We start from the raw sequence: 16,860 nt of genomic DNA on the forward strand, positions 1-16,860 counted from the left end.
TTCAATTATTTTTTAGATTTTTGGTTACTACATTCAACACTAAATTTGACAGAAAGATTATGAGAGAAAACGAAATGTTAGAAAAAGACGAAATTTTTTCTAAAGTTTTAAGAGCAGGCAGAAGAACCTATTTCTTCGATGTTAGAGCAACCAAAGCAGACGACTATTACATTACCATCACAGAAAGTAAAAAATTTACAGAAGAAGATGGTTCTTTCCACTTTAAAAAACACAAAATTTATTTATACAAAGAAGATTTTGTCGCTTTTAAAGAAATTCTAGACGATATGACTGCCTATGTTTTAGACCATAAAGGTGAAGAAGTTATTTCAGAAAGACATCAAAAAGATTTCAAAAAAGAATATACTTCTGAAACAGTTGAAAGTGAAGATGCTCCAAAAGCGAGTTTTACCGACATTGATTTCGACGATATTTAAAACTTAAATCCCTTCTTTTCGAAGGGATTTTTTTTATCCAATTCGTAAGCCATTTTCAACTTTCTTGTCAGAAGAAAGCAAGATAATATCATTCTCTGCTCCTACAGAACCGAGTACCAAACACTCACTCATAAATTTCCCGATTTGTTTTTTTGGAAAGTTCACGACGGCTACAATTTGCTTTCCTATTAATTCTTCTTTACTATATCGTTTCGTAATTTGAGCAGATGTTTTTCTAATTCCAATTTCATCTCCAAAATCAATTGTTAACTGATAGGCAGGTTTTCGAGCTTCAGGAAAATCATTTACTTCTAAAATAGTTCCAATTCGCATTTCTATCTTTTCAAATTCTTCCCAACTCAACATAATAATTTATTCTTAAAAATTTAAACTCAAAAATAAGAATATCAATCTAAAAATTCTTAACTTTAAGCATTAACTTAAAAAAATTATCCGCAGTAATGGCAAGAACAGAATCAAGCATGATTTCTTTAGGAACTTTAGCTCCAAACTTTCATTTAAAAGACACCAATTCCAATGATTTTTTCACGTTTTCAGATTGCAAAGGCGAAAAAGGAACGTTAGTTTTTTTTATCTGCAATCATTGTCCGTTTGTGCATCATGTGATAGATGAAATTATTTTGGTTGCCAATGATTACCGTGTACAAGGCATCGGAATCGTAGCCATTTCAAGCAATGATGCGACACAATATCCGGAAGATAGTCCGGAATTAATGACTGAATTTGCTTTTGAAAATAAATTTGAATTTCCGTATTTGTATGATGAAACACAAGAAGTTGCCAAAGCTTTCGGAGCAGCTTGCACGCCCGATTTCTTTCTTTTTGACAATCAGGACAAATTGGTTTACCGCGGACAATTAGACGATTCACGTCCCGGCAACGGCATCCCATTAAGCGGAAACGATTTAAGGGGAGCTATTGATAGTGTTTTGTATAACAGAACCGTCAACCCGAATCAAAAGCCAAGTATCGGATGTAATATTAAATGGAAAAAATAAATGGAAATTATTCATATTAGTGCCGAATGTTATCCGGTGGCAAAAGTGGGCGGTTTAGCCGATGTGGTGGGTGCTTTACCAAAATATTTAAACAAATTAGGTCAACATGCCAAAGTGGTTGTACCTGGTTATGATAATAAATTTACCAATGAAAACGAATTTGAAACTATTCATCAAGGTCAATTGCGATTGGGATGGTTTCAATTTTCATATACAATTCTAAAAGAAAAAACCAATAAACTTGGATTTGAATTGTATTTGATAGCCATTCCTGAATTATTTGACCGACCTAATGTTTATTCCTATCAAGATGATACGGAACGATTTACAGCGTTTCAAGTGGCATTTCTAAATTGGCTAACAGAAACCAATCAAGTTCCTGATATCATTCATTGCCACGATCATCACACTGGATTGATTCCGTTTATGATGTCGCATGCACCAATTTATCAACATTTGAATCGTGTTCCAACGGTTTTAACTATTCATAACGGCCAATACCAAGGATGGTTTGGTTTTGATAAATTGCATTATTTGCCGCAAGTGAGTTCTTCTCGTTTAGGATTTTTAGAATGGAATGGAATCATCAATCCGCTTGCTTCAGCGATAAAATGTGCTTGGAAAGTCACCACCGTTTCGCCAAGTTATTTAGATGAAATGAGCGAAAAAGCAAATGGTTTAGAAAATTTATTACGTTTTGAACGACCAAAATGCCTCGGAATTTTAAACGGAATTGACAATGAAGTTTGGAATCCGAAAACTGACGAAATGCTTGAATTTAATTATGATGTAAAAAATCTAAAAGCAGGAAAAGAGAAGAACAAAAAGTTCCTTTGCGAACAATTTAATTTAGATCCAACCAAACCACTTTTCACATTTATTGGAAGATTAGTTGGCGAAAAAGGAGCTGATTTATTGCCCGAAATTTGTAGCATTGCATTAAGTCGAAATCCAAACGAAATCAACATTTTAATTTTAGGTTCAGGCGATTCGAATGTGGAAAACAGTTTGACGCAACTAACCCATTTTTACAGCGGAAATTACAATGCTTATATTGGTTACAACGAAAAATTAGCTCACATTATTTATGCCGGAGCAGATTATTTATTGATGCCTTCGAGAGTTGAACCGTGTGGATTAAATCAGTTGTATGCTTTACGATACGGCACAATTCCGATTGTGAGAAGAACAGGCGGACTCAAAGATACCGTAGTAGACATTGGTGATGGCGGATTTGGAATTTGCCACGATAAAACCAGCGTTTACGACGTTAATCATTCGATAACGAGAGCGATTGATCTATATAATTATACGAAACTTTTTGACTCAACCAGAAAAACGATCATGCAAATTGACCATTCATGGGATAAAGTTGCACAAGAATATATCGATGTTTACCAATCATTAAAAAATTAAAACATGAAAAAAGAAGTATTAGCCATTATTTTAGGAGGAGGACAAGGCTCACGATTGTATCCATTAACCGAAAGTCGTTCGAAACCGGCTGTTCCGATTGCAGGAAAATATCGTTTAGTGGATATTCCTATTTCAAATTGTATTAATTCAGACATTAAACGAATGTTTGTATTGACGCAATTTAACTCGGCTTCCTTAAATCAACACATCAAAAATACCTATCATTTTAGTTATTTCAGTACTGCTTTTGTCGATATTTTGGCCGCTGAACAAACTCCGGATAATCCTACTTGGTTTCAAGGAACGGCCGATGCGGTTCGTCAATGTATGCAGCACTTTTTGAATCATGAATTCGATTATGCTCTGATTTTATCCGGCGATCAATTGTATCAAATGGATTTTAATGAAATGATTAATGCTCATCAAAAAAGTGGTGCATCAATTACGATTGCTACTTTACCGGTTTCAGCTAAAGAAGCTCCTGAATTTGGAATTTTAAAAACCGATGAAAACAGTTTTATTTCATCTTTTATAGAAAAACCTTCTGCAGAATTACTACCACAATGGACTTCTGATGTGAGTGATGAAATGAAAAATGAAGGTAGACATTATTTGGCTTCAATGGGAATTTACATCTTCAATCGTGATTTATTGATTGACTTGATGAAAAATCCGGACACGAAAGATTTTGGCAAAGAAATTATTCCTCAAGCTATTGGAAATCAACGAATACTAAGTTATCAATACGAAGGATATTGGACAGATATTGGAAATATAGATTCGTTTTTTGAAGCCAATTTAGGTTTAACCGATGATATTCCGAAGTTTAATTTATTTGATAATAATAGTAAAATTTACACTCGTGCAAGGGTTTTACCTCCTGGAAAAACATTAGGAAAAACAACTATTGAAAAATCTATTGTAGCAGAAGGTTGTATTTTGAATTCAGCCATTATCGAACATTCTGTTATTGGAATTCGTGCTCGTGTGGATGAAGGTACAATAATCAAAAATTCGTATGTAATGGGTAGCGATTATTATCAAAACTTAGATGAATTGAATCAAAATATTGCTAGTAACATCAAAAATATTGGGATTGGAAAGCGTTGCTACATCAACAACACCATAGTGGATAAAAATTGTAGAATTGGCAATGATGTTTACTTAAACGGTGGAAAACATTTAGAAGATAGTAACACACCATTGTACACAATTAAAGAAGGTATTATTGTGGTTAAAAAAGGTGCTGTTTTACCGGATGGTTTTAGAATTGAATAGAAAAAAAATAACTCAAAATAAAAAAGCCTTTCTAATAATTTAGAAAGGCTTTATATTTTATACTAACTTGTTTAGTTTTTAACAAACTTTTTAGTTACCATACCTTGATCAGTGTTAACATTCATGAAATAAATTCCAGTTGTTAAGTCAGACACATTAATTTCTGCAGAACTAACGCCAGTGAAATCTTGGTTCTTAACTGTTCTTCCATTTAAATCTGTAAACGATACATTACTTAATAAAATTGAATCGTTGTTGGTAATTGTTACGAAAGAATTTGAAGGATTTGGATAAACGGCAAATTTAGAGCTTAATACATCATTAACTCCTAAAGTTGTTGCAGTTACTTTGAAATCATCAACCATAAAAAAGTATCTGTCATCAGATATACATCTAATACCAAATCTAACAACTTGACCAGCATAAGTTTGATTAATGTTAATAATACGCTCTGTCCAATCAGTAGTAGTTTGCAAAATAGGAATTCCTGATATCACAGTAAAATCACTACTTGATGTTGGTGTACCATTTCCAACGTAAATACCAACTCTATATTTTTCATTACCATAACAAGTTGAAAGTCCTTTAATCCAAAATCTCAAAACGTTACCAGCACTACCAAGTTGAATAGCCGGACTCACCAACCAATCATCATTAGCTCCAACACCCACTTGATCGTTTGAATTTGGAATTCCAGCCCAACATCCAGCATATTTGCTACCTGTTCTTGGGTTAAAATTTCTGTCTTCAGTGTCGGTCGCACAAGCTTCTGTAGAATTAGTTACTTGTGCTGCTGTAGGATTAAATACCATAAATGATTGAGGATCTCCAGCAGTACCCCATAACTCAACACCATCAGGCATTCCAGAAGGAAGATATGTGTTTAGTAAATCTAAATCCAATCCAGTCCAGTTGCCAAAAGCATTTGTAGAAAAATCATCATAAGCTTCAAAACTGTCCTCAAAAATAGTTATTTGAGAAAAAGTTGTTAATGAAAACAACAAAGAAAATGTAAGTAGTAGTTTTTTCATAAGATTATTTATTTAAAAATTATTCCACGAAAATAACATTTATTTTTTAATTATTATATTTTTATGTATTAATTTTCCCAACTGAACTTGCAACAACCGTAGCAACTGTTGCGTCACTCGTTACATTTACTACGGTTCTACACATATCTAAAGGTCTGTCAATTGCAAAAACCAAAGCCAATCCAGCTTCAGGAATTCCGGCTTGTCCCAAAACAATTACGAGCATTACCATTCCGGCACTTGGCACAGCAGCAGAACCAATGGATGCCAAAGTGGCTGTAACCACAATCATTAATTGTGTTTGTAAATCCAACGGAATTCCCATTGCTTGAGCAATAAATACAGCGGCGACAGCTTGATATAAACTAGTTCCGTCCATATTTACAGTGGCTCCTAATGGTAAAACAAAACTGGAAACCTCTTCATCAACACCTACATGTTCAGTCACTCTCTCCATTGTAACAGGCAAAGTTGCAGCACTTGAACTCGTTGAAAATGCTAATAATTGAGCTGGAGAAATAGCTTTAAAAAATTTAACCGGAGAATATTTCGCCAAAACAATCAACAAAGTTGGATATAAAACAAAAACCATCACAGAAAGTCCAAGCACAACTGTTAACGCATAAATCAAAAGTGCATTTAGAGTAGAAAAATCAGGAATCTCTACCATTAATGCGGCCATTAGAGCAAACACACCTATTGGAGCTCCAAGCATGATGATGTCTATTATTTTTAAGATTACATCGTTCAAACCCTTGAAAAAATCTACAACAGGCTTGGCTTTGTTTTCGTCGATTAAAATTAAACCTATTCCAATTAAAATTACAAAAAGAATGACTTGTAACATTGAGGCATTGTCTGTCATCGCCATAAAAAAATTATCCGGTACCACATCTACCAAAGGTTGTAAAGGACCACTGTTTTTTGCTTTTTCTGCCAATTCAATTTTTTGAGCTGCATCACCGGCAAAATTATCTAATAAACTTTTTCTAGATTCATCATTAATATAATCACCAGGTCTAATTAAATTTGCTAAAACTAATCCAATAGAAACGGCACAAATAGTTGAAAATAAATACAAAGCAACCGTTCTTCCTCCAAGTTTAGATAATTTTGAAATGTCTTTTAAGTCAGAAAGTCCGACTATCAATGAAACAACAATCAACGGAACTGCTATCATTTTTAATAAATTGATAAAAATTGTTCCGAAAGGCTTTATCCAATCGACAACAATTTCTTTGAGTTCCATGTTTTTCATTAGATACCCAAAGACCAATCCAAGAATCATTCCGATAAGAATCTTCCAATGTAAAGCTAGTTTCATAGTTTTATTTATAAGTTTTTTGTAATAAGTAAAAATCTGCTAATACGATAGCTGCCATTGCCTCCACGATGGGAACAGCTCTTGGCACCACACACGGATCATGTCTTCCCTTTCCTTCTAAATCAACAGAATTTCCTTCTTTATCAATTGTTGTTTGTTTCTGCATGATGGTGGCAACAGGTTTGAATGCTACTCTAAAATAGATATCCATTCCGTTAGAAATTCCGCCCTGAATTCCTCCAGATAAATTGGATTTTGTAGTTCCGTTTTCATTAAATAAATCGTTGTGCTCGCTTCCTTTCATTCTTGCTCCACAAAAGCCGCTTCCAAATTCAAAACCTTTTACTGCATTGATGGACAACATGGCTTTTCCTAATTCAGCATGCAATTTATCAAAAACAGGTTCACCTAAACCAATTGGAACATTTTGAATCACGCAGGTTATCGTTCCGCCAACTGTGTCACCGTCTTTTCTTATAGAACGAATTAATTCTTCCATTTTGGCTGCCGTAACTTCATCCGGACAACGAACCGGATTATTTTCAATTTTAGAAAAATCTAAGTCTTGATAGGGTTTATCAATAAAAATATCACCCACAGAAGAAACAAACGCATTGATTTTTACATCCGAAAGCATTTGTTTTGCAATTGCTCCTGCCACTACTCTACTGGCTGTTTCGCGTGCAGAACTTCTTCCGCCACCGCGATAATCTCTGATCCCGTATTTTCTTTCATACGTAAAATCAGCATGACTTGGTCTGAATGCTTCTTTAATATGGCTATAATCATCCGATTTTTGATTCGTATTTGGAATAATAAAACCAATTGGTGTTCCGGTTGTTTTTCCTTCAAAAATTCCGGATAAAAACTGAACTTCGTCTGGTTCTTTTCGTTGGGTTACAATTGCTGATTGTCCTGGTTTTCGCCGAATCATTTCTTGTTGAATAGCTTCAAAATCTAACGAAATTCCGGGAGGACAACCATCGATTACACCGCCTAAAGCTTCGCCGTGCGATTCTCCAAAAGTGGTGAGTCTGAATAAAGTTCCATAGCTATTTCCTGCCATTGTGTGATGATGTTTCAACAAAAATAAGTTTTTTCAATAAAACATTGTCATTAAAATTAATTTGAATTCACATTAATATAATATGAAACCTCAATTCGTTAACTTTTAGATAAAACAAACTCGAAAAAATGGATGTTAATTTGCTAAACCTCATTTATGTATGCTTAAAAAGAGAAAAGTTGAAGTGGTTGTTATTTCCGATGTACATCTCGGAACGTTTGGTTGCCACGCAAAAGAACTTTATCACTATCTTTCTACTATCAAACCGAAGATTCTTGTTTTAAATGGTGATATCATTGATATTTGGCAGTTTCGCAAATCTTATTTTCCAAAATCGCATTTAAAAGTTATCAAAAAAATTATTGATTTAGCTTCCAAAGGAACCGAAGTATATTACATCACAGGAAATCATGATGAAATGTTACGGAAATTCAGTGATACAAAAATTGGAAACTTTTCTATTCTTGATAAATTGGTATTAGAATTAGACGAAAAAAAAGCATGGATTTTTCATGGTGATGTTTTTGATGCTTCGGTGCAACATTCTAAATGGATTGCCAAATTAGGCGGTTGGGGCTATGATTTATTAATCGTTGCCAATCGATTTGTGAATTGGATTCTTCAAAAAATGGGTAAAGAGCCTTACTCCTTCTCAAAAAAAATAAAAGCGAATGTAAAAAAAGCTGTGAAATTTATTTCAGATTTTGAAGTAACCGCATCAGAATTAGCCATTGAAAATCATTATGATTATGTAATTTGCGGACACATTCATGAACCAAAAATGACTAGAAAAGTCAATAAAAAAGGAACTACTTTCTATTTAAATTCAGGTGATTGGGTTGAAAATTTAACCGCTTTGGAATACAACAAAAAGCGTTGGAAATTATATCGCTACGACAAAGATTCTAACATGATTGAAGAAGATTTCTTTGAAATGGAAACCAAACTTAGCGAACAACTTATTGCTTCATTGCTATTTTCAAAAAAATAGCTTCATTAACAGAAGTTTCTGTTAACATACTTTAACTTGTTAAAATACGATTTTTATAAATTGAGCGTTATCTTTGTAGAAATCTTAAATTAACAAAAAATGAAAAAAGTACTTTTATCAGCCATCATGGTTTTTGGCTTCGTCTTGAGTACTAATGCTCAAGAAATCTCAAAAAATGCAATTGGTTTACGACTTGGTGACAACGATGGTTTTGGCGGTGAGATATCCTATCAAAGAGGACTTTCGAAAAACAATCGTTTGGAATTCGATTTAGGCTGGCGTAACAGCAGAGATTGGGATGGTTATAAATTAGTTGGTCTTTATCAATGGGTTTGGAACATTGAAGGTGGATTTAATTGGTATGCCGGTGTTGGTGCCGGAGTTGGAAGTTGGAACCATAATTACAGAGGTCCAGGTAACAATGAATTTAAAGATAGCGGAACGTATGTTTTAGCAGCCGGTGATATTGGAATTGAATATAATTTTGATTTTCCACTATTATTATCTTTAGATTTTAGACCTGAGGTTTATGTTGGAGATGGATATAGAGATAGAAATTTTGGTCCGGATATCGCTTTAGGTGTTCGTTATCAATTCTAAAAATTAGTATACTAAAAACGTCCCAAATTTGGGACGTTTTTTTTTATTTTATAATGATATTCTTTTTAGAATTAATCTTGACTATTGAAATTGGATAAGTCATTACTGTTGTCGCCATTCCTTTTGGTGCATTTTCTTTGATCGTTATAATGATGTCATTTTCGGTTTCTTCTACATTTTCAATTGAAAATGAATAACCTCCGGAATTTTTCTCTCCCATATTTAACAATAAAAAATTACTTGTGTAGATATCCGAAGGTTTGATTTTATTTTTCAAATCCGAATCATTCAACAACATTTTAAATTCTTTTTGCTCTGTAATAATTTCAAAAAAACGAAAATTTGCTCCGCCAATCTCCTTTTGTTTTAAAATTTCATAAAGTGGTGGTTTTTCATCTGTATTTTTTTGTGTAGAACATGAAAACAATAACAAACAAACAGAAGTTAAGGCAATAATTTTTTTCATCTTAATTAGAAATAGAATTAAATTGATTTTTGATCGCTTTTTCATAAACAGCCTCATAAAGCGGAAGTATATTGATTATATCAAATTGTTTTGCAATCGAAAAAGCATTCTTTTTAAAGGTAGATAACGTTGAATCATCTTGAATTATTTTAATTGCATTGGCAGCCATTGCATCAATATCGCCTACATTGCTTAAATAACCGGAAAAACCATCACTATTAACCTCCGGCAAGCCACCAGTATTGGTGGAAATAACAGGAACATGGCAAGCCATGGCTTCTAAGGCTGCCAATCCAAAGCTTTCAGTTTCAGATGGAAGTAAAAATAAATCGGTGAAACACAAAATTTTATCAATTTCATTGCTGTTTCCAAAAAAGATAACTTTGTTAGAAATACCTAGTTCTTCACATAATAATTCAGCATTTTCCTTTTCCGGCCCCTCGCCCACCATCATTAGTTTGGCAGGAATTTGTTGTTGAATTTTATAAAAAATCTTAATAATATCCGGAATTCGTTTTACTTTTCTAAAATTACTTATGTGGGTAATGATACGCTCTCCGTCATTCGCCATGAGCGATCTGTAACAAGGCGTTCCTTCTTCTATTTTGATTTTATTTATTTCGATAAAATTAGGAATGACTTCAATATCTTTTGAAACAGCAAAGTGTTTATAGGTATCATCTTTTAAACTTTGAGAAACCGAAGTCACTACATCCGATTGATTAATGCTAAAAGTTACTGCCGATTTATAGAAAGGATGTTTTCCAACTAACGTAATATCTGTGCCGTGCAAAGTTGTCACCATTGGAATATAAATACCTTCCGCTTTCAACATTTGTTTGGCCATGTAACCTGCATAAGCATGCGGAATGGCATAATGCACGTGCAATAATTCAATTTTGTGCAGTTTTACCATATCAACCAACTTACTCGAAAGTGCCAATTCATAAGGTTGATAATGAAATAGTGGATATTCGGGAACATTTACTTCGTGATAATGTAAATTTGGATTAAGTAACGCTAATCGAACCGGTTGCTTGTAGGTTATGAAGTGAATTTCATGACCACGTTGTGCCAATTCTAACCCCAATTCTGTAGCGACCACGCCACTTCCTCCAAACGTTGGATAACAAACTATTGCTATTTTCATGTATAAAAATTAGTGTAACAAAGTTACTGCGTTTAGCATTTGCTTTTGGTAAGAAATCGTTAAAAAATTGATTTTACAATTCATTATAGCAATTCGTATTGTGTACTATTTTTTAATTCGCTAATCATAAACGAACTATGAGTACTACCAATATGTTTTAAATTAGTGAGTTTGGTTACCATGAACTCTCGGTATTCTTCCATACTGCTCAAACAAACTTTCAATATATAATCATAATCCCCACTCACATGAAAACATTCTAAAACTTCCTGAAGCTGAATCACTTCATTTTCAAAAGTATTCAAATATTCTTTTGTATGCTGAATTAATTTTACATGACAAAAAACAACAAAACTTTTGTTTATTTTTGAACGATTCAAAAGTGCAACATAATTTTCGATGATTCCTTCACGTTCTAATTTCTTGATTCTTTCGTAAACTGCAGTTACGGAAAGATTCAATTTCATCGATAATTCTTTAGTAGTTTTTTTACTATCTGCTTGCAATAGCATCAATAATTTTTTGTCGATTGAATCTAAACTCATTTTTTCAAATTTTATATTTTTCTAAATCATTTACTTTATCACATCAAAAATAACAATAAAATCTAAATTATTTAAATTAAATAGACAAATAATCTAAATTTTATTCATAAGGTTGATTTTTTTACTATTAATTTATTCATTTGTACTATTAATAGTATAACTAAAAACATGAAAAACAATCAATTTAATCCGGCAGATCACATTCAAGACCTGCAGTATTTTGGTGAATTTGGTGGTGTAAATCCATCTATTTCTGATAGTTCAACCTATACTTTTCTTTCTGCCAAAACGATGTTTGATACGTTTGAAGGAAATGCCGAAGGTTGTTACCTCTACTCTCGTCATTCTTCGCCAATGAATTTATATTTAGGTGAAGCTTTAGCCGCTATGGAAGGAACAGAAAGTGCCAATGTTGCCGCTTCCGGAATGGGAGCAATTACTCCGGTTTTAATGCAATTGTGTGCTGCTGGTGATGAAATTGTTTCAAGTAGAACTATTTATGGCGGAACCTATGCTTTTATGAAAAATATGTTGCCAAAATGGAACATCAAAACCAACTTTGTTGACATCACAAAATTAGATTTAGTTGAAGCAGCTATCACAAAGAATACCAAAGTGTTATATTGTGAAACCGTAAGTAATCCTTTATTAGAAGTCGCTGATATTGAAAGCTTAGCTAAATTGGCAAAAAAGCACAATATTAAATTGGTTGTTGATAATACTTTTTCGCCACTTTCTGTAGCTCCTGCAAAATTGGGTGCTGATGTGGTGATCCATAGTTTAACTAAATTCATCAACGGAAGTAGCGATACAGTTGGTGGAGTGGTTTGTGCTTCGCAAGAATTCATCAATGATTTAAAAAATGTAAATAACGGAGCAAGTATGTTACTTGGACCAACAATGGATAGTCTTCGTTCGGCTAGTATTTTAAAGAATTTGAGAACGCTTCATATTCGAATGAAACAACACAGTCACAACGCCAATTATTTAGCTGAAAAATTTGAAAATGATGGCTTAAAAGTGGTTTATCCGGGTTTGAAAAGTCATCCAAGTCACGAAATTTATTCCAAAATGATTAATAAAGAATATGGTTTTGGTGGGATGATGACGGTTGATGTGGGTTCACTAGACAAAGCCAACGAATTAATGGAATTAATGCAAAATAGAAACTTAGGTTACTTAGCCGTAAGTTTAGGATTTTATAAAACATTATTCAGTGCTCCAGGAACTTCCACTTCTTCTGAAATTCCGCTTGACGAACAAAAAGAAATGGGTTTAACCGATGGTTTAATTCGCTTTTCAATTGGTTTAGATAACGATATTGAGCGAACCTATCAAATGATGAAAGCCTGCATGAAAGAAATAGGGGTTTTAAAAGAACTTCAAGAAGTATAAACACTTTGAATCCGACTCTAACGAGTCGGATTTTTAATTTAATTCTGTTTTCATGATTTTTTTATATATTGCATCCACAAACAAAATACATGGAAAGTCAAGACATCAAACCATTCGATCCCAAAGACGAACAACTTATTGAGAATAAAAATTTATCGCTTTTTGAAGCCCTTCTCCCTATTTTTTTATTAATTGGAATTTTAGGTTATAATGTTTATGCCTACGGCGACAGTGCTACTTCTGGTCCTAATCAATTTGCTTTAATCATTGGTGCTGCCATTGCCGCAATAGTAGGGTTTAGAAACAAAGTTTCTTATGGAGCTATGATGGAAGACATTTCAAAAAACGTAAAATCTACTTCAGGGGCAATTTTAATTCTACTAATGGTTGGAGCACTTTCGGGAACTTGGTTATTGAGTGGTGTAATTCCAACGATGATTTATTACGGTCTTCAAATCCTTCATCCTGCAATATTTTTACCGGCTTGTTTGGTTATATGTGCTGTAATTTCAATTGCAACAGGAAGCTCGTGGACAACTTCTGCTACAGTAGGAATTGCTCTAATTGGTATTGGATCAACAATTGGAATGCCACTCGGAATGGTTGCCGGAGCAGTCGTTTCAGGAGCTTATTTTGGTGATAAGCTTTCTCCTTTATCAGACACAACTAACCTTGCCCCTGCCATGGCCGGAACCGATTTGTTTACACATATTCGGTATATGACTTTAACGACAGTTCCTACTATGATTTTATCACTAATCCTTTTTATATTTCTAGGATTAGCCCAGACCACAAATGGCGGAGGCGATACCGCTGAAACATTAAGCTCTATAAAAGAAACGTTTAACATTTCACCTTGGTTATTTTTGGTTCCGGGAATCGTTATTTTTTTAATTGTAAAAAAAACAGAGCCACTTATTGCACTTTTAATAGGAACATTATTAGGTGGAGTTTTCGCTTTAGTTTTTCAACCGGAATTAGTAGCGAAAATTGGTGGAAGTGATAAATTATCTTTCATTTCCGGTTACAGAGGAGTTATGAATGCAATAACAGTAGAAACTTCAATAGAAACAACAAACGAAATGCTTTCAAATCTATTTTCTTCTAAAGGAATGAAAGGGATGTTGGGAACTATTTGGTTGATTCTTTGTGCTATGGTTTTTGGTGGCGTTATGGAAGCTATTGGAGCCTTAACAAGAATTACAGATTCGTTATTAAAACTTTTTCATACCACATTGGGATTATTTGCCAGTACAGTTGCCAGTTGTTTAGCTTTAAATCTAACTGCTTCCGATCAATATTTAGCCATTGTTGTTCCTGGAAAAATGTTTGCTAAAGCTTATAAAGATAAAGGTTTAGCTCCTGAGAATCTGAGTAGAACATTAGAAGATTCAGGAACTGTAACCTCCGTTTTAATTCCATGGAATACTTGTGGAGCATATCAAGCAGGTGTTTTAGGTGTTTCAACTTGGGCATATTTACCTTATGCTTTCTTCAACATCATTAGTCCGTTTATGACTTTGTTGTTTGCTGCGTTTAACATTAAAATTAAACAATTAACTTCTAAATAAGGTTTGTCTATCATAAATCATAAAAACTGCTTTAATCGGCAGTTTTTTATTTTAATTTAACTTTAACAATTGTTAATTATACAATAGTTTAATAAGAAAATTACGAATACATAAATAAAAGCAAACTAAAATTGCACACTTGCAAGATTTAGATACAATCCTCTGTCAGCATCAATAAAATCAATGGCTTCATTAAAATTTTGAATGACATTTATCATAGTTCACACCCGTTTAATAGCGTAAATTTGCATCAGAATTTAACAATTAAAAAAAATAAATAATTATGTCATTAGTAGGTAAAAAATTTCCAAACATTACAGTTGATGCAATTTCAGAAATGGGAGACAATTTGAGAATCAACGTGTTGGACGAAGCGGTTAAAAACAACAAAAAAGTGATCTTGTTTTGGTATCCAAAAGATTTCACCTTTGTTTGTCCAACTGAATTACACGCTTTTCAGACAGCTTTACCTGAATTTGAAAAAAGAAATACAATTGTAATTGGTGCTTCTTGCGATACAAATGAAGTACATTTTGCGTGGTTAAATACAGCAAAAAATAATGGTGGAATTGAAGGTGTAACGTATCCTTTAATTGCAGATACAACGAGAAATTTATCTTCTGCTTTAGGAATTTTAGATATCGAAGCCGGAGAATATAATGAAGATACTGAAACTTATTTGATTTCAGGTTCTAATGTAACCTACAGAGCTACTTATTTAATTGATGAAACCGGAAAAATTTTCCACGAAAGTGTAAACGATATGCCGTTAGGAAGAAATGTAAACGAATATTTGCGTTTAATTGATGCTTATACGCACGTTCAAACCAAAGGTGAAGTTTGTCCTGCCAACTGGGAAGAAGGAAAAGAAGCAATGGCTGCTGACCGTTTAAGCACTGCTGCTTATTTAAGTCAAAACTAAAAATTCTGAATTCTAAACTCTAAATTCTAATTTTTATGTTAATCGATTTAACCGAAGATACACTTCAAGATTTAGTCAATCAAAACAACAAAGTAGTGGTTCAATATTCTGCTTCTTGGTGTGGAAATTGTAGAATTATGAAACCAAAATTTAAAAAATTGGCTTCAGAAAACGACGGAATTACATTTGTTCTGGTTGATGCGGAAAATTCTCCAGAATCAAGAAAATTAGCAAATGTTTCCAATTTACCAACATTTGCCACATTTGTAAATGGCAAATTAATGAATCAAACCCAAACCAACAAAGCAGAAGTTTTAGCTGAATTAGTTTCAGAAATTTCAGCAAACTAATGAAACTACCCGTTATCAAACAGTTAACTCAATTTATTGAGGAAAACGATCAAGATTATCTCGTTGAAACCATCGAAGTTTTGGAAGCTTTAACCGAAGTTCCTTCACTAAAAGACGAAGAATTGGATGTAATTGGTGAATTAATTTCAAATATGTACGGAGCTCTTGAAGTGCACAAATCCATACAAAACGGAATGGAGAAAAAAGAGGCATTAAACAGTTTCATGCAACGGGTTTTGGGTTCAATAGACAAATAATTTCCATACAAATACCTATTAAAGACGCTTCTTTCGGGAAGCGTTTTTTTGTTGGTGGTATAAGAGAAACTTTATTAAATAATTCCTATTTTTGAAATCTTAAAAAATGTAAAAACATGGCAACAATTACTTTAGGAGGAAATCCTATTCATACCAATGGTGAATTACCAAAAGTTGGTTCAAAAGCACCTGACTTTCAATTAGTAAAAACAGATTTATCAGTCGCTTCATTAAGTGATTTTGCAGGAAGTAAATTAGTTCTAAATATTTTTCCAAGCGTTGATACCGGAGTTTGTGCAACTTCCGTTAGAACTTTTAACCAAAAAGCATCAACTTTAGAGAATACAAAAGTGCTTTGCATTTCTCGCGATTTGCCATTTGCTCAAAAACGTTTTTGCGGTGCAGAAGGAATTGAAAATGTTGAAAATTTATCCGATTTCAAAGAAGGAGATTTTGGGAAAAATTACGGTTTAACCATGACAGACGGACCATTGGCCGGGCTTCACTCAAGAGTAGTAATTGTAGTAGATGAAAACGGAGTGGTGACTCATTCTCAACAAGTTCCTGAAATTGCAGACGAGCCAAATTATGAAACGGCATTAGCTGCACTTTAAATAAATTATGGAATTTCAAAAAGACAATAGTTTTTTTATCGGACGTTTAAAAAGTATCGTTTACGCTTTTAAAGGTGCATATAAACTTTTGTCAACAGAGCACAGCGTAATGGTTCAGTTTTCTTTAGGAATTATTGTTACGCTTGCCGGATTTTATTTTGATATTTCAAAAAGCGAATGGTTAATTCAAACCCTTTGCATCGGTTTGGTTTTATCTATTGAAGGATTGAATACTGCGGTTGAAAAAGTAGCTGATTTTGTTCATCCCAATTATCATGAAAAAATCGGATTTATCAAAGATATTGCAGCCGGTGCGGTATTTTTTGCAGCTTTAACGGCAATTGCTGTAGGAATGATAATTTATGTTCCTTACCTTGTCAAATTATATTGAAAATAATCTAAAAATAGTTACTTTTACAACAAATTAA

At 33.4% G+C, this 16,860-nt stretch carries 20 protein-coding genes; 13 read left to right on the forward strand and 7 right to left on the reverse strand.

From position 1 onward, the window contains the following. The first annotated feature begins 59 nt into the window (after positions 1–59). Positions 60–437: a PUR family DNA/RNA-binding protein gene (locus M0M57_RS16225; protein WP_248434149.1), complete on the forward strand. Its 378-nt coding sequence runs from the start codon at positions 60–62 to the stop codon at positions 435–437. 33 nt (positions 438–470) lie between these two features. Here M0M57_RS16225 and M0M57_RS16230 read toward each other — a convergent pair whose 3' ends face one another. Continuing rightward, positions 471–803: a tRNA-binding protein gene (locus M0M57_RS16230; RefSeq protein ID WP_407647445.1), complete on the reverse strand. Its 333-nt coding sequence runs from the start codon at positions 801–803 to the stop codon at positions 471–473. Positions 804–898: 95 nt separating this feature from the next. Here M0M57_RS16230 and M0M57_RS16235 point away from each other — a divergent pair, with 95 nt between their 5' ends. The 3 genes from M0M57_RS16235 to M0M57_RS16245 are packed head-to-tail and all read left to right on the forward strand — an operon-like array spanning position 899 to position 4,150. Continuing rightward, complete coding sequence (locus tag M0M57_RS16235) at positions 899–1,456, forward strand: thioredoxin family protein (protein WP_248434150.1); 558 nt, start codon at positions 899–901, stop codon at positions 1,454–1,456. Beyond that, positions 1,457–2,872: a glycogen synthase gene (locus M0M57_RS16240; RefSeq protein WP_248434151.1), complete on the forward strand. Its 1,416-nt coding sequence runs from the start codon at positions 1,457–1,459 to the stop codon at positions 2,870–2,872. It begins immediately after the preceding gene. Between the two features lie 3 nt (positions 2,873–2,875). Further along, positions 2,876–4,150, forward strand: coding sequence for a glucose-1-phosphate adenylyltransferase (locus M0M57_RS16245; protein WP_248434152.1), 1,275 nt, complete (start codon positions 2,876–2,878; stop codon positions 4,148–4,150). A gap of 71 nt (positions 4,151–4,221) precedes the next feature. On the opposite strand, the gene M0M57_RS16250 is transcribed toward M0M57_RS16245, so the two are convergent. From M0M57_RS16250 to aroC, 3 genes are all read right to left on the reverse strand, one after another. Then, on the reverse strand, positions 4,222–5,181 hold the full coding sequence (locus M0M57_RS16250; RefSeq protein ID WP_248434153.1) for a T9SS-dependent choice-of-anchor J family protein: 960 nt from the start codon (positions 5,179–5,181) through the stop codon (positions 4,222–4,224). A gap of 61 nt (positions 5,182–5,242) precedes the next feature. Continuing rightward, positions 5,243–6,505, reverse strand: coding sequence for a dicarboxylate/amino acid:cation symporter (locus M0M57_RS16255; protein WP_248434154.1), 1,263 nt, complete (start codon positions 6,503–6,505; stop codon positions 5,243–5,245). 4 nt (positions 6,506–6,509) lie between these two features. Then, positions 6,510–7,571 carry a chorismate synthase gene (aroC, locus tag M0M57_RS16260; RefSeq protein WP_248436770.1) on the reverse strand — a complete coding sequence of 354 codons (1,062 nt, stop codon included), beginning with the start codon at positions 7,569–7,571 and terminating at the stop codon, positions 6,510–6,512. A 160-nt stretch (positions 7,572–7,731) separates the two neighbouring features. Between aroC and M0M57_RS16265 the strand changes: the two genes are divergently transcribed. Next, positions 7,732–8,562, forward strand: a complete 831-nt coding sequence (locus M0M57_RS16265) for a UDP-2,3-diacylglucosamine diphosphatase (protein ID WP_248434155.1) — start codon at positions 7,732–7,734, stop codon at positions 8,560–8,562. 99 nt (positions 8,563–8,661) lie between these two features. Further along, the gene (locus M0M57_RS16270) at positions 8,662–9,162 is read left to right on the forward strand and encodes a hypothetical protein (RefSeq protein ID WP_248434156.1); all 501 of its coding nucleotides are present in this window, start codon (positions 8,662–8,664) and stop codon (positions 9,160–9,162) included. A gap of 43 nt (positions 9,163–9,205) precedes the next feature. On the opposite strand, the gene M0M57_RS16275 is transcribed toward M0M57_RS16270, so the two are convergent. The 3 genes from M0M57_RS16275 to M0M57_RS16285 all read right to left on the reverse strand — a co-directional run bounded on the left by M0M57_RS16275 (position 9,206) and on the right by M0M57_RS16285 (position 11,323). After that, on the reverse strand, positions 9,206–9,628 hold the full coding sequence (locus tag M0M57_RS16275) for a protease complex subunit PrcB family protein (protein ID WP_248434157.1): 423 nt from the start codon (positions 9,626–9,628) through the stop codon (positions 9,206–9,208). Position 9,629: 1 nt separating this feature from the next. Beyond that, complete coding sequence (bshA, locus tag M0M57_RS16280; RefSeq protein ID WP_248434158.1) at positions 9,630–10,778, reverse strand: N-acetyl-alpha-D-glucosaminyl L-malate synthase BshA; 1,149 nt, start codon at positions 10,776–10,778, stop codon at positions 9,630–9,632. Between the two features lie 83 nt (positions 10,779–10,861). After that, positions 10,862–11,323 carry an Lrp/AsnC family transcriptional regulator gene (locus M0M57_RS16285; protein ID WP_248434159.1) on the reverse strand — a complete coding sequence of 154 codons (462 nt, stop codon included), beginning with the start codon at positions 11,321–11,323 and terminating at the stop codon, positions 10,862–10,864. Between the two features lie 168 nt (positions 11,324–11,491). Here M0M57_RS16285 and M0M57_RS16290 point away from each other — a divergent pair, with 168 nt between their 5' ends. The 7 genes from M0M57_RS16290 (at position 11,492) to M0M57_RS16320 (ending at position 16,823) form a co-directional block, all read left to right on the forward strand. Then, positions 11,492–12,718 carry an aminotransferase class I/II-fold pyridoxal phosphate-dependent enzyme gene (locus M0M57_RS16290; protein ID WP_248434160.1) on the forward strand — a complete coding sequence of 409 codons (1,227 nt, stop codon included), beginning with the start codon at positions 11,492–11,494 and terminating at the stop codon, positions 12,716–12,718. An 89-nt stretch (positions 12,719–12,807) separates the two neighbouring features. Continuing rightward, positions 12,808–14,289 (forward strand): Na+/H+ antiporter NhaC, encoded by a 1,482-nt coding sequence (gene nhaC / locus M0M57_RS16295; RefSeq protein WP_248434161.1) that lies wholly within the window; start codon positions 12,808–12,810, stop codon positions 14,287–14,289. 283 nt (positions 14,290–14,572) lie between these two features. Further along, positions 14,573–15,211 (forward strand): peroxiredoxin, encoded by a 639-nt coding sequence (locus tag M0M57_RS16300; protein ID WP_248434162.1) that lies wholly within the window; start codon positions 14,573–14,575, stop codon positions 15,209–15,211. 35 nt (positions 15,212–15,246) lie between these two features. After that, a complete protein-coding gene (locus tag M0M57_RS16305) occupies positions 15,247–15,561 on the forward strand; it encodes a thioredoxin family protein (protein WP_248434163.1) in 315 nt (104 codons plus the stop codon). After that, positions 15,561–15,818, forward strand: a complete 258-nt coding sequence (locus M0M57_RS16310; RefSeq protein WP_248434164.1) for a DUF6952 family protein — start codon at positions 15,561–15,563, stop codon at positions 15,816–15,818. The genes M0M57_RS16305 and M0M57_RS16310 overlap by 1 nt, the downstream gene beginning before the upstream one ends. A gap of 116 nt (positions 15,819–15,934) precedes the next feature. Next, entirely contained in the window at positions 15,935–16,432 is a 498-nt protein-coding gene (gene tpx, locus M0M57_RS16315; RefSeq protein WP_248434165.1) for a thiol peroxidase, read from the forward strand. Between the two features lie 7 nt (positions 16,433–16,439). Beyond that, the gene (locus M0M57_RS16320) at positions 16,440–16,823 is read left to right on the forward strand and encodes a diacylglycerol kinase family protein (protein ID WP_248434166.1); all 384 of its coding nucleotides are present in this window, start codon (positions 16,440–16,442) and stop codon (positions 16,821–16,823) included. Positions 16,824–16,860: the final 37 nt, after the last annotated feature.

Source organism: Flavobacterium azooxidireducens (assembly GCF_023195775.1).
Taxonomy (GTDB): domain Bacteria; phylum Bacteroidota; class Bacteroidia; order Flavobacteriales; family Flavobacteriaceae; genus Flavobacterium; species Flavobacterium azooxidireducens.

Bases quoted from the DNA above. Each gene is read 5' to 3' on its own strand.
- M0M57_RS16225 (WP_248434149.1), top strand. From the start codon at position 60: ATGAGAGAAAACGAAATGTTAGAAAAAGACGAAATTTTTTCTAAAGTT.
- M0M57_RS16230 (WP_407647445.1), bottom strand. From the start codon at position 803: ATGTTGAGTTGGGAAGAATTTGAAAAGATAGAAATGCGAATTGGAACT.
- M0M57_RS16235 (WP_248434150.1), top strand. From the start codon at position 899: ATGGCAAGAACAGAATCAAGCATGATTTCTTTAGGAACTTTAGCTCCA.
- M0M57_RS16240 (WP_248434151.1), top strand. From the start codon at position 1,457: ATGGAAATTATTCATATTAGTGCCGAATGTTATCCGGTGGCAAAAGTG.
- M0M57_RS16245 (WP_248434152.1), top strand. From the start codon at position 2,876: ATGAAAAAAGAAGTATTAGCCATTATTTTAGGAGGAGGACAAGGCTCA.
- M0M57_RS16250 (WP_248434153.1), bottom strand. From the start codon at position 5,181: ATGAAAAAACTACTACTTACATTTTCTTTGTTGTTTTCATTAACAACT.
- M0M57_RS16255 (WP_248434154.1), bottom strand. From the start codon at position 6,505: ATGAAACTAGCTTTACATTGGAAGATTCTTATCGGAATGATTCTTGGA.
- aroC (WP_248436770.1), bottom strand. From the start codon at position 7,571: ATGGCAGGAAATAGCTATGGAACTTTATTCAGACTCACCACTTTTGGA.
- M0M57_RS16265 (WP_248434155.1), top strand. From the start codon at position 7,732: ATGCTTAAAAAGAGAAAAGTTGAAGTGGTTGTTATTTCCGATGTACAT.
- M0M57_RS16270 (WP_248434156.1), top strand. From the start codon at position 8,662: ATGAAAAAAGTACTTTTATCAGCCATCATGGTTTTTGGCTTCGTCTTG.
- M0M57_RS16275 (WP_248434157.1), bottom strand. From the start codon at position 9,628: ATGAAAAAAATTATTGCCTTAACTTCTGTTTGTTTGTTATTGTTTTCA.
- bshA (WP_248434158.1), bottom strand. From the start codon at position 10,778: ATGAAAATAGCAATAGTTTGTTATCCAACGTTTGGAGGAAGTGGCGTG.
- M0M57_RS16285 (WP_248434159.1), bottom strand. From the start codon at position 11,323: ATGAGTTTAGATTCAATCGACAAAAAATTATTGATGCTATTGCAAGCA.
- M0M57_RS16290 (WP_248434160.1), top strand. From the start codon at position 11,492: ATGAAAAACAATCAATTTAATCCGGCAGATCACATTCAAGACCTGCAG.
- nhaC (WP_248434161.1), top strand. From the start codon at position 12,808: ATGGAAAGTCAAGACATCAAACCATTCGATCCCAAAGACGAACAACTT.
- M0M57_RS16300 (WP_248434162.1), top strand. From the start codon at position 14,573: ATGTCATTAGTAGGTAAAAAATTTCCAAACATTACAGTTGATGCAATT.
- M0M57_RS16305 (WP_248434163.1), top strand. From the start codon at position 15,247: ATGTTAATCGATTTAACCGAAGATACACTTCAAGATTTAGTCAATCAA.
- M0M57_RS16310 (WP_248434164.1), top strand. From the start codon at position 15,561: ATGAAACTACCCGTTATCAAACAGTTAACTCAATTTATTGAGGAAAAC.
- tpx (WP_248434165.1), top strand. From the start codon at position 15,935: ATGGCAACAATTACTTTAGGAGGAAATCCTATTCATACCAATGGTGAA.
- M0M57_RS16320 (WP_248434166.1), top strand. From the start codon at position 16,440: ATGGAATTTCAAAAAGACAATAGTTTTTTTATCGGACGTTTAAAAAGT.